11 protein-coding genes are annotated in these 14,142 nt (G+C 66.4%); 2 read left to right on the plus strand and 9 right to left on the minus strand.

Annotated features, from left to right (window positions below):
* Positions 1–10: 10 nt before the first annotated feature.
* From ABIB42_RS05390 to ABIB42_RS05425, 8 genes are all read right to left on the minus strand, one after another.
* Positions 11–1,681, minus strand: coding sequence for a T6SS immunity protein Tli4 family protein (locus ABIB42_RS05390; RefSeq protein WP_005670272.1), 1,671 nt, complete (start codon positions 1,679–1,681; stop codon positions 11–13).
* A complete protein-coding gene (locus ABIB42_RS05395; RefSeq protein WP_429248022.1) occupies positions 1,678–2,100 on the minus strand; it encodes a hypothetical protein in 423 nt (140 codons plus the stop codon). Before ABIB42_RS05395 ends, ABIB42_RS05390 begins: the two co-directional genes overlap by 4 nt.
* 3 nt (positions 2,101–2,103) lie before the next feature.
* Positions 2,104–3,384: an esterase/lipase family protein gene (locus ABIB42_RS05400; protein WP_429248023.1), complete on the minus strand. Its 1,281-nt coding sequence runs from the start codon at positions 3,382–3,384 to the stop codon at positions 2,104–2,106.
* Positions 3,381–6,203 (minus strand): type VI secretion system Vgr family protein, encoded by a 2,823-nt coding sequence (locus tag ABIB42_RS05405; RefSeq protein WP_005670269.1) that lies wholly within the window; start codon positions 6,201–6,203, stop codon positions 3,381–3,383. The genes ABIB42_RS05400 and ABIB42_RS05405 overlap by 4 nt, the downstream gene beginning before the upstream one ends.
* Before the next feature lie 141 nt (positions 6,204–6,344).
* The gene (locus tag ABIB42_RS05410) at positions 6,345–7,145 is read right to left on the minus strand and encodes a TatD family hydrolase (protein ID WP_005670267.1); all 801 of its coding nucleotides are present in this window, start codon (positions 7,143–7,145) and stop codon (positions 6,345–6,347) included.
* 3 nt (positions 7,146–7,148) lie between these two features.
* Positions 7,149–7,850 carry a lipoprotein-releasing ABC transporter ATP-binding protein LolD gene (lolD, locus tag ABIB42_RS05415; RefSeq protein ID WP_005670265.1) on the minus strand — a complete coding sequence of 234 codons (702 nt, stop codon included), beginning with the start codon at positions 7,848–7,850 and terminating at the stop codon, positions 7,149–7,151.
* Positions 7,843–9,120, minus strand: coding sequence for a lipoprotein-releasing ABC transporter permease subunit (locus ABIB42_RS05420; protein WP_005670263.1), 1,278 nt, complete (start codon positions 9,118–9,120; stop codon positions 7,843–7,845). Before ABIB42_RS05420 ends, lolD begins: the two co-directional genes overlap by 8 nt.
* A gap of 38 nt (positions 9,121–9,158) precedes the next feature.
* Positions 9,159–10,442: a lipoprotein-releasing ABC transporter permease subunit gene (locus ABIB42_RS05425; protein ID WP_429248024.1), complete on the minus strand. Its 1,284-nt coding sequence runs from the start codon at positions 10,440–10,442 to the stop codon at positions 9,159–9,161.
* A gap of 159 nt (positions 10,443–10,601) precedes the next feature.
* Here ABIB42_RS05425 and ABIB42_RS05430 point away from each other — a divergent pair, with 159 nt between their 5' ends.
* Positions 10,602–11,618, plus strand: a complete 1,017-nt coding sequence (locus ABIB42_RS05430; protein WP_429248025.1) for a hypothetical protein — start codon at positions 10,602–10,604, stop codon at positions 11,616–11,618.
* Positions 11,615–13,318: a single-stranded-DNA-specific exonuclease RecJ gene (recJ, locus tag ABIB42_RS05435; protein WP_005670258.1), complete on the plus strand. Its 1,704-nt coding sequence runs from the start codon at positions 11,615–11,617 to the stop codon at positions 13,316–13,318. Before ABIB42_RS05430 ends, recJ begins: the two co-directional genes overlap by 4 nt.
* Here recJ and ABIB42_RS05440 read toward each other — a convergent pair.
* On the minus strand, positions 13,315–14,073 hold the full coding sequence (locus tag ABIB42_RS05440; RefSeq protein ID WP_005670255.1) for a YdcF family protein: 759 nt from the start codon (positions 14,071–14,073) through the stop codon (positions 13,315–13,317). The genes recJ and ABIB42_RS05440 overlap by 4 nt on opposite strands.
* Between the last annotated feature and the right edge of the window lie 69 nt (positions 14,074–14,142).

Below are 14,142 nucleotides of genomic sequence, written 5' to 3' on the forward strand. Positions count from 1 at the left end.
CCGCAACGATCTAGCTGGCCGAGGCAGAATCCGCCGCGCGTACGAGTTGCCAGGCGCTGCGTCGACGGATCAACTCGGTGTGGGCGACGCCATTCCGGCGCGGCAGCGCCTGGAATGTCGCAGCTGGCAGCAGGGCGCCAGCCGCGAACCAGCGGGTGCCGTCCAGCGCCTGGCTGTCTTCACAGCGCCACCAGCCGCTCGCCGGGCACTGCCATCCAGTCTTCGCCACACTCCCGATTGCCATGTCGACATGATTGAAAGGCGCCGCCCCTGCGGGCATATTGCCACGCTCGGAAACGCCCAGTGCCTGCTCCAGCCCGGGCAGCTGCGTCTTGCGCTCGCTGTTGCGCTTGTCCACCAGTGCCCATAAAGTCGCGTTCGCACTCTCGTAGCTGGGCTGCACGCCCCGCAAGCGCTGCCACATGGTTTGCTCAGGGAGCAACAGGGCCTGCGGCATGGTCTGGCCCTGCTTCAGGAACTGACGCTGCCCGCCCAGAACGGAAATGCCATTCCCTCCGTCGCCACAGTGCCACCATCCGGTCTGGGGGCAGGTCTCCCCTGCCAGGGCGCTCGTTCCCAGCGCTACCGCGGGACGGTCAGGCTTTGTATTGGCCGCCGGGGCAGCCGGTCTGGGCCGGATACTGGTGACGATGCTTTCCCATAATTCGAACATGGCCTCTTCGGTCAGCGTCGACTGTACCGGCTTGCCGCCAGAAACCGGGTTGACGCCCGACTCCAGTTCGAGCTTCAGGCGCGGCGCGTGGACATCGTCCTGGTTGCCGGCCATCTCCCATTGAAATGAATAGCCGGTCGTGAAATTCGGCTCGCGCGCGCGCAACACCAACTCTTCGCCCAGCAGTCCATTGATCGTGCGCTCGTGCTCACGTAGATGCGAAAACGCGAGCCGCATGAACATCGGGAAACGGGATACCGCTCTTTCGTGGCGTGCCAGCAGGCCAGGCGCCGGGCTGGTTCCCGACATCGACGACAGGGCGATGTTGACGTCCGGATGACCAGGGATTCCGGCGAACATCACGACAGTCTCGACATTGTCGTGTTCGTAGGGGTCCTGGAGAATGACATGTCCAAGGCAAAAGCCGCTCTCGCTCGGTATTTCCTCGTCAGCAAGTGGCCGGATACGGCTGAGTATCCTGGTCAAGCGATCGATATACCGGGGTGCGACCCACTCGATCTCGCCGGTGACGCTCACCCCGGGAAATCGGAGCATGCTGAGAAATTGGACATTCTCGCTGAAAAAAAAACCTTCGTCTCCCAGTATTTTCGTGCGTTCCCGGTTATACACGAAGGTTTTTCCACGCCCCGCGCCAACCGTGATCTCCTTGCTCGCCTCCAGGCTGGGTTGACCGTCCTCGTTGACGGCGCCCGCTATCTCGTGTTCTTCCTTGCGCAAGCGCTCGGCAAACTCCTCCTCGGATTCGGCGTTGGAAGTGGAGATATCAAAACCCCCTAATGCGCCGTACCGCATGGTGACCTGTGCATCTGCCGGCAAATCGATCAGGAAACGGCCCACGCAGCGTGTCTTCATTTTCTCGGTCATTTTCGCCACCTTCTGCTTGTCGTAGTCCGCCTGTACCGAACTGGCGATGAGCGACGTGAGCGCCAGCACGAACGCTGTCAGCCCACACACCCATCGCACTCGTCTGCCGCCGAGCCGCTTCATTTGATTTCCTGAACGATCTTGACGATAAGATGGCGTACCAGGAGGCGCATCGCCTCGGGCTCGAGGCTTTGCTGATGCCGGAATCCGGCCGGCGCGAACGTCTGCCGTACATGCGGAGAAGATCCAGCGCCGGATTGGACCGGCACGGTCTCGTCGCCATGGGCGTCTTCCGGCCAGACGAAGAAGCGCAGTTGTAGATCCCGCCCCACACGTACCTCGCGGTCGCCGTTGCGCGTCGCCGACACAAGTGTCGCGGCGCGAATCAGCGACGGGGATAACGCGGTAGGATTGATCGACGGTTCGCGGGCCACCCATCGGATTTGTCCAAAGGCTTTCAGTTCCTTGTCCGCACCGTAGAATACATAGGTATGCGGATGGTAGTAAGGTTTCGAAGACGAACTGCCTGCGCCCCCAGTCATCAGCTATGTCGTATGTAATCGCTCGGCGGCACCAATTGCCTTGCTAATGCGATCGACAACCGATTCGTCCATGTTGTCATGGCGCTTGGCTGGATCGGCAAGTGTCGGATCGATCATGCGATACCAGGATTTCATATCACGATAGAAATCGTAAGGATTACCATCCGGTAGCGATAGCAGATCGCGCACCTCATCACGGCGATTTACCGACCGCATCGACTTGATGACAATCCAGGGCCGGGGATACAGATGGTTCGGCAACAGTTGCAGGGCGCCGGGGGAAACGGCCATGACCGGCGTCGTTTCGGCACTGCTTTCGCCGATGATGTCAGCGATGGCGGACGCCTTGCGATTATCGCCAAAGCCGTTCGCGAAACGCCCGCCTTCGGTGCCGCATGCAATGCGCCGGTAGGCGACTGGCGCGCCCAGTGCCGGCATCGTCGCGTGGATGATCCCGGCAATATCCGGCGCGCTCCCATCCCCGGGGGGGCTCAGCCGCGCGCAGGCACGCGCGACCAGGCCTCCCATCGAATGGGTTATCAGGATCACTTTTTCGCACTGGTGCTTGCGTTCGGCCCAGAATGCCTTGATCGCGTCGATGCGAGTGCGCAGCCGGCGCGCCGAGTCTTCACATGAATTGAGCCAGTTGTAGCCGAACGCGTACACCGGGTATTGGTAGGCGGCAAATTTCTCGAGCTCAGCTTCTGTCACTTTCTCAATATGGCGTACACCCCACGACGACGCCTCGGTCTGCATGACCCTGCGCCAGAAGTGACGTATCTCGCGCGTACCACGAGGCGATACCTGGAAGGTCTTGTCCAGATGGCGCTGCAGATCGATGAGGAGCGCACCATAGGATCCGGCGTGCACTTCGCCCCAGCCACGCTCACGCAAAACCCCTGGATCGAACACATTCGGTGCGAATGCCAACTCGCCGCCTGGGTCTACTTCGAGAGTGCTTGCGTCCAGGATCCGCTGCCGTTCGGAAGGACTGCGCACAGACCATTTCAACGATTCGAGATAGCCGTCGATATTGCCGCTTGGCGGGCGCCAGGCCGATTCACCCGGCCTCAGGATGTCATCCGCCCTGGGTTTCATGTCGGCCCTGGCCCGCAGATTGGACCCCATGATTCCAGGCACGAGAATCACCGGAATCACCTTGCGCGACCCAATAGTGACCCGGGCCCTCACCTTGAAGGCCGTCGGCGTCGCGACCGTATGCGCTACCAGGCTTCCATCGCGATCGATAGTTGGCTGGGGAATTGGACGGGTCGGCTCCTTCATGCCCGGCCCGCACCGGGATCGTCTGGTTCGTCGTCGGGCAACACGCGGATTTCGATGTCGCCCATCGCGTAGCTGCTCAGGATGCTGGTGCGTCCCTCGTCGTCAGTGACGCCCTGGATGCGCGTGCCGTCTTCGTGGCGCGCGACGTAGCGCTTGCCGCGGGCCGGCAGATTGGTCTGGCGGTCGATCACGACCACCCGCTCGTCCGTCTCCAGTTCGGTCGCCGGCAGGCGCAAGCCGGCGGGCGTACCTCCGCCCGGTGACAGGTGCTCTACCGAGGCCGCCCTGACCACATGCTTGCCGCTGCTCTGGTGCGTGATGGTGCCGCCGTCCCAGTCGGTCTGGGTGCCCTGCGATACCACTTTCACCGACGGCGCTTCGAGCTCGATGCCGGTGGCGGCGATCAGGCGGATACGGTTAGAGGACTTGATCTCGATGTCGCCGCGGTGGGTCTCCACCACGATGTCGCCACGGGCGGCGATCAGCTTCATGCCCAGCTCATAGGCGAACATGCTGAGCGCGCGCGAGGCGCGCAAGAAGAGGCTGCGGCCGGTCGCCATTTCGGCGTCGCCGGTCGAGACGATGTCGACCTTGGTCTGGGCGCCGAGAGCGATGCTGTCGTCGCTGGCCAGCACCACGCCGGCCGGGGCATGCACAGCCACCAGCGGCTCGCCCCCCGTTCCCGAACCCGGCGCGACATTCGAGCCGTCATGCCAATGGCGCAACCGTTCGGCCAGCGCATCCAGGCGCGGCTTGGCTTCTTCACTCTCGCCATGGTCGCCCGCCAGCCGCCCGAGCGTGTCCAGCACGCCGTGCATCGCCTCCGCGATCCCGACCAGGCTGGCGCGCTCCAGCTGGGCGCCGGCATCAGTCTGCTTGCCGCCCGCGCTGAGCAGGATGCCTTCGCCGCCGCGCAGCGCGACCGCCTTGTCGCTGCGCAGTTCCGCGCCTTCGCCGCGCGCGCCGGCCTGGCCGTTCGCGCGCGGCTCGGACAGCCAGCCGAGATTGAGCTCGGAAGCCGCATGTTCGCTGGCCAGCTGCACCGCGATCTGGCCCGGCGTGTCGTCGAACAGCAGCTGGCCGCCGCGCGCACCACCGATCTCGCGGCTGCGCATCCCCGACAGATACCGGTTGCCCGGCAACTCCCCTGCCCTGCTGAGCGCCGGCGGCTGCGCACGCTGGTTGTACAGCTGCGACAGGATCACCGGCCGATCCGGGTCACCGCCCATGAAGGCCACCAGCACCTCGGTGCCCACGCGCGGCAGGCCGAGCGTGCCGGCCTGCTGCTGGCTGCCCGGCCCGGCGCCGGCCCAGTTGGAAGCCACCCGCACCCAGGCCGAATCGGCAGGCGTGTCGGACGCGCCGGCGCCGTGCGCATGGCGATGGTCGCTGGTGCGCATGCCGGGAAAGCGGATCTTGACCCGGCCCAGCGCATCGCAATGGACCTCTTCGCCGGGCGGGCCGGTGACGATCGCGCTTTGCAGCTGCGGATGCGGCAGGTCGACCCGCGGGTCGAAGCTGGGCACCAGCGGGATGCCGCGCCGGACCGCGTCGAAGCTGACCCGCACCCGCACCGCATCGAGCGATGGCGGCGTGTCTGGAAAGGCGGCGTCGTCCATCCAGGCGCCCATCAGGCGCCGCACGCGCGCCGCGACGTCGGCCGGCAGGTTGTTCTCGGCCTCGACGTGCAGCGCGGTGATGGTGAAGTCGCGCTCGGCCGCCGGGTGGGTGTCGATCTCGGGATGGCCGCTCAGGGTGAACCATTCGCCGGCGCGCAGGTCGCGCACGCTGCCCTCGCCGTGGAAGCACTTGGTCTCGAATTCGTGCCGGTTCATGCGCACCTGGCCGAGGCGCCAGTGGTCTTCGACGTCGTTGCCGGCATGCGGCATCTCGACCTGGTAGTCGTCGAGGCTGGCGGCAAGCTGGTTGCCGCTGCGGCCCTGGTCGGCCATGCTGCGCGCGGTGGCGGTCATGAACTGGGTGCCGAGCGGGTTGCGGTAGTCCCAGCTGTGGCGCGTGGTGCTGCCCGCCTGCAGGCGGCGCGCGGCGCTCCAGGAGACGATGGTGTCGCGTTCTTCGCTGGCGCCGCCGCGGTGGTAGCGCACGGTGCCGGCGCCGTTGCGCGGCAGCGAGTTGGAGTCGGCGAACAGCACCAGCGTGTGCACCGGCGACGTGTCGCGCTCGACCTCGAGGTTCCGGGTGCGCGCATGGCCGGGGCGGAAGGTCCAGGCCACGCCGCGCCGGCGCAGCAGGCGGCGCACGAAGGCGGCGTCGGACTCGTTGTATTGCATCGTCTGTTCGCGCGGCGGAAACTGACGCATGTCGAACAGCGGATCGAGTTCGTATTCGAAGGCGCTGGCCAGCACGCCGTTCGATTGACGCCATTCGTCGAACAGCACCTGCACGATCTCGAGTTCGTTCTGGTAGCGGAACACGCGACTGTTGACGCGCTTTTCCATGATCGCCAGCGCGTCGCGGATCACCAGCTGGTAAACGCCCAGGCCGCCGTCGTAGTCGCCGGCGCGGGCTTCGGCCACGATGCCGCAGGCACCGCGCAACTGGCCGCGGTCGGTGACGAACTGGATTTCGGCCGGCAGCGCGATCAGTTCCTTGAGCGGCAGGCGCGGGGTCGAGGCGACGCAGGTGACGACGTATTCGAGGCTGCCGCACACCGATTCGCTGCCGCTCACCCGCTGCGGCAGCAGGACTTCATCGGCGAGGTGGTCGGCGTGGCCCAGGCGCAGGCGGATCGGCCGGTGCGCCGTCGTCAGCGATTTCTCGTGCTGCAGCATGCGCAGGAATTCGCTCGCGCTGTCCAAATCTGTCTCCTGTCCGGTGATCGCTGAAGTCAGCGTAACTCGTCGAAACAGAATCTTGGCACGGCGGTATCAATTACGGTTTGCTCGCGCTCACAATTGACGAGTGAACTACGTCGAAAACCGATACTCGTGGCTTTCGTGTCAAGGACACAGCGCGGCCAGGCGGGGAATGGCCGCCAGCGAGGCGCGGTAGGCGGCTTCGCGCACCTCGTCCACCCCGATCCCGCGCAATTCGGCCAGGGTGGCGCCGATGCCCGGGAGTTGATCGGGACTGTTGCGTCCCGGATGAATCCAGCTCGGCGCGATGTCGGGCGAGTCGGTCTCCAGCACGATCGATTCCAGGGGCAGCTCGGCCGCCAGGCGCCGGATCTGCAGCGCGCGCGTGAAGGTCATGTTGCCGCCGAATCCCAGGTGAAATCCCAGCTCAATGAAATTCTGCGCCTGCTGGAAACTGCCGTTGAATGCATGGGCGATCCCCCCTGGCGGGCGAATCTGGCGCAGGTGCTTGAGCACCTGGTCTTGCGAGCGCCGCACATGGGTCAGGACCGGCAGGCCGAAGTCGCGCGCGATGCGCAACTGTTCGCGGAAGAACCGCTCCTGCTTGTCGCGCATGGCGGGTTCCTTCAGTTCGGGAATGAAGAAATCCAGCCCGATCTCGCCGATGCCCACGAAGCGCGGGTCGCTCATCGCCTGCTCGACCCGCGTGCGCATATAGGCCAGGTCGTCATCCTGCGCCTGCGGCACGCAGATCGGGTGTATCCCGAGCGCATAGCAGGCGTTCGGGTTGCCGTGCGCCAGGCTGGCCACGGCGTCGAAATTACCCCGCTCGACCGCCACGATCACGATCATCGACACACCCGCCTCGCGCGCCTTCAGTGCGACGCCAAGCCCATCGCCGCCATACTCCCGGGCATCCAGGTGGACGTGGGTATCGATCCACATGGTTCAGCCTTGCGCCGGCTGCAGGCCGTGTTCCGTCATGCGCAGCACGCGGTCGCAGCGGCGCGCCAGTTCCATGTCGTGGGTGACGATCACGAAGGCGGTGCCGAGGGTGCGCGACAGTTCGAGCATCAGGTCGAAAATGATCTGCGCCGTGGTGTGATCGAGGTTGCCGGTCGGTTCGTCGGCCAGCACGCATGCCGGCTGGGTCACCAGCGCGCGCGCCAGCGCCACCCGCTGGCGCTCGCCGCCCGACAGTTCGCCCGGACGGTGCACGACGCGCTTGCCCAGGCCCACGCGTTCCAGGATCGCCTGCGCACGCTCCATCGCGACCGGGCGCGGCTCGCGCCGGATCAGGAGCGGCATCATGACGTTGTCGAGCGCCGTAAACTCCGGCAGCAGGTGATGGAACTGGTAGACGAAGCCCAGCGCCGTGTTGCGCAGCTCGCCGCGGCGCGCCTCGGACAGGTTGGCGAAATCCTCGCCGTGCAGGGTCACCGAGCCGCTGCTCGGCGTATCCAGGCCGCCCAGCAGGTGCAGCAGGGTCGATTTACCGGAACCGGAGGCGCCGACGATGGCGACCCGCTCGCCGCGGTGGACGGCGAAATCGATGCCGTCGATTACGCGCACATTGGCGTCGCCCTGCTTGAAGGTTTTACCGAGGCCGCGGCAGGCCAGCACCGGGGCGCCGTTGAATGCATCACTCATAACGCAGCGCCTCCGCCGGTTTCACGCGCGATGCGGCCCAGCTCGGATACACGGTGGCGGCAAACGCCAGCAGCACCGAGATGACGCCGATGACGGCGACGTCCGGTCCATGCAGGTCGGACGGCACGGTACTGATCAAATATATATCTTTGGACAAGAACTCCACTCCCAGCAAACGTTCGATGAACGGAACGATGACATCGATGTTCAGGCTCACCGCCACCCCCATGCCGACGCCGGCCAGCGTCCCCAGCACGCCGATCACCCCGCCCTGCACCATGAAGATCTTCATGATCGATTGCGGCGACGACCCCAGCGTGCGCAGGATCGCGATATCGGCCTGCTTCTCGGTCACCGTCATCACCAGGCTCGAGACCAGGTTGAAGGCGGCCACCGCGATGATCAGGGTGAGGATAATGAACATCATCTTTTTTTCGGTCTGTACGGCAGCGTACCAGTTGGCGTTGAGCTTGGGCCAGTCGCGCACCGTGAGGTTACCCTCCTTCGCGCCGCTCATCTGGCCCTTCAGCTGCTCGGCCACTTCGGGCGCCTCGCGCATGTTCGCGATGCGCAGGCGCAGGCCGGACGGCGCCGGCAAGCGCTCCAGGCGCTGGGCATCTTCCACGTGGATGAAGGACAGCGCCGCATCGAAATCGAAGTGGCCGGCCTCGAAGATGCCGGCGACGGTGAAGCTGCGGGTGCGCGGCACCATGCCGGCCGGCGTCACCTGGCCCTGGGCCAGCACCATCGTGACCTTGTCGCCCAGGCCGACGCCGAGCGCGCGCGCCAGCGCGTAGCCCAGCACGATGTTGAAACTGCCGGGCTTCAGGGCGTCAAAGCTGCCGGCGCGCACCTGGCGCGCCACGGTCGAGACATTATCTTCTTCGCCCGGCAGCACGCCGCGGACGATCGACGGACGCATCACGCCGTCGCGCACCAGGAGGCCCTGGGTCTCGACGAATGGCGCCGCGCCCAGCACGTTTGGATTGCGCAGCGCCTCCTGCGCGGACGCGCGCCAGTCGGGCAGACTGCCGGAAGCGTCGAATACCTCGATATGGGCCAGCACCGACAGCATGCGGTCGGTGACCTGTTTCTGAAAGCCGTTCATCACCGACAGCACGATGATCAGGGCCGCGACGCCGAGGGCGATGCCGGCCACCGAGATCAGTGAAATGAAGGAGATGAAGCTGCTGCGCCCGCTGCGCTTGCCGGCCCGCGTGTAGCGCAGGCCGACCTGCCACTCATACGGCAGTTTGTGGATGATGCTCATGTGTTCCCATGATCGGATTGGTGATGACTGCTACGGTGTTATTCATACCTGAGCGCCTCGGCCGGCTTGACGCGCGACGCCGCCCAGCTCGGGTAGATCGTGGCCAGGAAGGACAGCAGCACGGCCACGCCGCCGATCCAGCCGACGTCGCGCCACAGCAGCTCGGACGGCATCTCGCTGATCAGGTAGACCTCTTGCGACAGGAAGTGCACGCCGAGCACGCGCTCGATGGCCGGCACGATGACATCGACGTTCAGCGCCACCAGCACACCCAGGCCGACGCCGAGCAGGCCGCCCAGCATGCCCACCAACGTGCCCTGCACGACGAAGATCTTCATGATGCCGCGCGGCGAGGCGCCCAGGGTGCGCAGGATGGCGATGTCGGCCTGCTTGTCCTTGACCGTCATGACCAGGGTCGAGACCAGGTTGAAGGCGGCCACCGCCACGATCATGGTCAGGATAATGAACATCATGTTTTTCTGCGACTGCACGGCGGCGAACCACACGGTGTTTACCTTGGTCCAGTCGCGCATGATCAGGTCGCCCCCCATCGACTGCTGCAGCTCGTAGGCCACGCGCGGCGCCTGCTGCAGGTCGGCCAGGCGCAGGCGCAGGCCGAGCGGCGCCGTGGCCCCGGTCGCGGCCTCGGCGTCGACAATGTTCACCAGCGCCAGCGTGGAATCGAATTCGAAGTGGCCGGCCTCGAAAATGCCCGACACCGTCAGCGCCCGCGAGCGCGGCAAGGGATTTTCGCCGGGCGAAGCGGCGCCACCCAGGATGCCGCTGCTGGCCACCAGCAGCGACACGCGGTCGCCGACGCCGACGCCGAGCGACTTGGCCAGCGCACGGCCCAGCACGACGTTGAAGGATCCGGGACGCAGCGAATCGAAGCTGCCTTCCTTCATCTGTTTGGCGACGTCGGATACCTTGGCTTCCTCGGCCGGCTCGACCCCGCGCAACAGGGCCGGCTTCATGACGCCATCGACCAGCAGCATCGATTGCGCATCGAGGAAAGGCGCGGCGGCGCGCACCTCGGGATGGCGCAGCGCATCAGCGCTTGTCGCGCGCCAGTCCGGCAGCGCGCCGCGCGCATCGAAGATCTCGACGTGCGCCAGCATCGAGAGCATGCGGTTGGTGACTTCCTTCTGGAAGCCGTTCATCACCGACAGCACCACGATCAGGGCGGCCACGCCGAGGGCGATGCCGGCCACCGACGCCATCGAGATGAACGAAATAAAACTGTTGCGGCCGCTGCGCTTGCCGGCGCGGGTATAACGCAGGCCGATCTGCCATTCATACGGAAGTTTATGGGTGATGCTCATACAATCCTGTCGGTTCTTGTTCTTTTGGCTGCGCCAACCCGGCAGTTTGCCAGACAAACCACTTTTGTGGCGCGGATTAGCAAAAAACCATGTGCAAACGCTGTGCGGCAAGCCAAGATCAAACCCGCCGGCCGGCCGATTTTGGCCTAAAATAGCGGGATGGCTCATATTACGCTTGTCCTGCCGTTCTCCCTCCCGCTCCCCGAATTCGCTCCCGACCTGGTCCGCGCCCTGCAGGCGCCGGCACTCAGCGCGCTGCTGTCGCGCACGTCGAGCGACCGGCGCGCCCCAAAGGCCGACATTGCCCACGCCCTGCCGCATGAAACCTGGCTGGCGCGCGAGCTCGGCCTTGCCGACGATGGCCATACCCCGTTCGCCGTGGCCGCCATGCGCGGCTTCGGGCTCGAACCCGGCGCCGGCCGCTGGCATCTCGTCACGCCGGCCCACATCCAGATCGCGCGCAGCCACCTGATGATGGCCGACACGCGCCAGGTGAGCCTGGACGACGCGGACGGCCGCGCGCTGTTCGAGGCCGCCCGGGGCCTGTGCGAAGAGATCGGCCACGAACTGCGCTACGGCGAGGCCCACACCTGGTTCCTGCGCGCCGACGACTGGACCGGTTTCGAGACCGCCAGCCCGGACACGGTCGCCAATATGGACCTGACCGACTTCATGCCGAAGGGCGTCGGGGCGCAAGCCTACCGGCGCCTGCAGAACGAGGTGCAGATGGCCTGGCACGCGCACCCCGTCAACGCCGCGCGCGAGGCGCGCCGGCTGCCGGTGGTGAACGCGTTCTGGGTGTGGGGTGCAAGCATGCAGGCGCAGCCGCCTTCGACAACGATGGCCACCTATGCCGTCCCCGGTTGGCTGGCCGCCCTCGGCCAGCAGCGCCTGACGTCGCTCGAACGCCTGGACGGCATCCTGGCGCAGGATGGCCTGCTGGTCGCCGGCAACCTGGGCGAGGCGGCGCTGGCCGCCGACTGGAACGGCTGGCTGCAGGGCATGCAGCACCTCGAAGACACACTGTTCGCGCCGCTGCTGGCTTCCCTCAAGGATGGCCGCGTGCGCGAACTGCGCCTGGTCCTGAGCAGCCGCGAAGGCCTGGCCGAGCACACGACGACCGCGATGGCGCAGCGCAAATTCTGGCGCCGCCCGACATTGGATTCACTGACTTGACCCAGAAGACCCGTATCTCCACCCGCCCCTGCCCGTTCCGCATCTCGGAACTGCTGCGCCAGGATGGCGTCCACCCGGTGCTGGCGCGCATCTATGCCGCGCGCGGCCTGGAGCACGTGCGCGAACTCTCGAGCGAGCTGGCGGCGCTGTCCCCACCCTCGGGCCTGAAGCACATCGACGCCGCCGCCGTGTTCCTGGCCGACGCCATCCAGGCCGGCAAGCGCATGACCATCGTCGCCGACTACGATTGCGACGGCGCCACCGCCTGCGCGGTCGCCCTGCGCGGCCTGCGCGCGATGGGCGCCGAGGTCGACTACTTCGTGCCCAACCGCGTCGTGCACGGCTATGGCCTCACGCCCGGCATCGTCGAGATCACCGCGCGCGAAAAGAATCCCGACATCATCGTCACGGTCGACAACGGCATCGCCAGCATCGAGGGCGTGCTCGAGGCCAACCGGCTCGGCATCGAAGTCGTGGTCACCGACCACCACCTGCCGGGCGACACGCTGCCCCCGGCGCGCGTGATCGTCAATCCGAACCAGCCCGAATGCGGCTTCCCCAGCAAGAACCTGGCCGGCGTCGGCGTGGTGTTCTACGTGCTGCTGGCCCTGCGCGCCGAGCTGCGCCGGCGCGGCGTGTTCGACGCCCAGACCCAGCCCAAACTCGACAGCCTGCTCGACCTGGTTGCGCTGGGCACCGTGGCCGACGTGGTCAAGCTCGATGCCAACAACCGCATCCTGGTCGCGCAAGGCCTCAAGCGCATGCGCGCCGGCCGCATGCATCCGGGCGTGGCCGCCCTGTTCCGCGTGGCCGGCCGCGAAGCGCGCTGCGCCTCGCCGTTCGACCTGGGCTTTGCCGTCGGCCCGCGCCTGAACGCCGCCGGCCGGCTGGAAGACATGGCGCTCGGCATCGAGTGCCTGACCACCGACGACGAGGGCCGCGCCTGGGCCATCGCCCAGCAGCTCAACGAGATCAACCTCAAGCGGCGCGAGATCGAGGCCGAGATGCAGGACACCGCCCTGCTGCACCTGGATACCTTCGAGCCCACCAGCGCCAGCACCATCGCCGTGTTCGACGAAGGCTGGCACCAGGGCGTGATCGGCATCGTGGCCTCGCGCCTGAAGGAAAAATTCTATCGGCCGACGATCACCTTCGCCCCGGCCGGCGACGGCTGGATCAAGGGCTCGGGCCGCTCGATCCCGGGCTTTCACTTGCGCGATGCGCTCGACCTGGTGTCCAAGCGCGTGCCGGGCCTGATCGACAAGTTCGGCGGCCATTCAATGGCGGCCGGCCTGTCGATCCGCCACGACGCCTTCGAGCATTTTTGCCAGGCCTTCGAGGCGGTCGGCCAGGCCTGGCTGACCGAGGCCCAGCTCGAGCGCATCGTCGAGACCGACGGGCCGCTGGAAGATGAGTTCTACTCGACCCAGTTCATCGAACTGATGGATGGCCAGGTCTGGGGCCAGGGCTTCGCGCCGCCGGTGTTCTGCGACGAGTTCCGCGTGATCAGCCAGCGCGTCCTGAAGGAGCGCCATTTGAAACTGCTGCTGGAGAAAAACGGCCGCCGTTACGATGCGATCTGGTTCGGGCATCCCGACAGCCTGCCCGAGCGCGCGCGGGTGGCGTTCAGGCTCGATGCGAATGAATACAATGGGGTGACCAAGGTGCAGTTGCTGGTGGAGCATGCCGAAGCGGCCTAGCTCGACTTCAGCCGGTACCAGGCAATCCCGATCAGCTCATACGAGGCATACCACGCGCGCCGCATGCCTTCGGCACTCGGCGCCCAGGCGCCCGCGCCGCGCGCCTGCTCGCCGAAGAACATGGTCGGCGCATCCGTCACCTGCAGCCCGCCGCGCTGGAATACGGTGCGGGCGCGCTCCATGTGCATCGCATCGGTCACCAGCAGCACGCGTCCGACCTTCTCGGGACGCAGCAGCGCGGCGCTGAACATCGCATTCTCGGCCGTATTGCGCGAGCGTCCCTCGACCCAGCGTACCGGAACCCCGAAGTCCTCGCGCAACGCGGCGGCCATCGCATCGGCGAGGCTCATGGCGCCTGGACCTGGCGCGCCGCCGCTGACCAGGATCGGCAGCCCGGTGCGCCGGTGCAGGTGCGCCGCGTAGCGCAGGCGCGCCAGCGCGATATGGTCGGGGATGTCGCGGTCGCCGTATTCCGGCGCCGCCCGCAGGCGGCCGGCCGCCAGCACCACGATCGCCTGCGCCCCGGCCTTTTCCGGCTCGCGCAGCGGGGTCGCCATCGCTTCCAGCGGCCGGACCAGGAAGCCCGCGCCGGCGCCGCTCGACAAGAAGACCAGCAACGCCAGCGCCGCGCCGGCGACGATGCCGCCGGCACGGCGCCAGCGGTGGCGCAGCAGCAGGCCGATCGCGATCAGGAGGAGCAGGCTGGCGGGAGGAAGGATCAGGTTGCGCGCGACCGCGTTAAGCAGTTCTGTCACTGGGGCGATGGTTCATGAACGGGAACAACGCAGTATAAACCCGACACTGACCTAAGGATAATTCCTGGC

It is taken from the genome of Massilia sp. UYP32 (genome assembly GCF_050434365.1).
Lineage (GTDB): Bacteria > Pseudomonadota > Gammaproteobacteria > Burkholderiales > Burkholderiaceae_D > Telluria > Telluria timonae.

Excerpts from the sequence above, each read along its gene's own strand:
- ABIB42_RS05390 (WP_005670272.1), bottom strand. The coding sequence starts at position 1,681 with ATGAAGCGGCTCGGCGGCAGACGAGTGCGATGGGTGTGTGGGCTGACA.
- ABIB42_RS05395 (WP_429248022.1), bottom strand. The coding sequence starts at position 2,100 with ATGACTGGGGGCGCAGGCAGTTCGTCTTCGAAACCTTACTACCATCCG.
- ABIB42_RS05400 (WP_429248023.1), bottom strand. The coding sequence starts at position 3,384 with ATGAAGGAGCCGACCCGTCCAATTCCCCAGCCAACTATCGATCGCGAT.
- ABIB42_RS05410 (WP_005670267.1), bottom strand. The coding sequence starts at position 7,145 with ATGTGGATCGATACCCACGTCCACCTGGATGCCCGGGAGTATGGCGGC.
- lolD (WP_005670265.1), bottom strand. The coding sequence starts at position 7,850 with ATGAGTGATGCATTCAACGGCGCCCCGGTGCTGGCCTGCCGCGGCCTC.
- ABIB42_RS05420 (WP_005670263.1), bottom strand. The coding sequence starts at position 9,120 with ATGAGCATCATCCACAAACTGCCGTATGAGTGGCAGGTCGGCCTGCGC.
- ABIB42_RS05425 (WP_429248024.1), bottom strand. The coding sequence starts at position 10,442 with ATGAGCATCACCCATAAACTTCCGTATGAATGGCAGATCGGCCTGCGT.
- ABIB42_RS05430 (WP_429248025.1), top strand. The coding sequence starts at position 10,602 with ATGGCTCATATTACGCTTGTCCTGCCGTTCTCCCTCCCGCTCCCCGAA.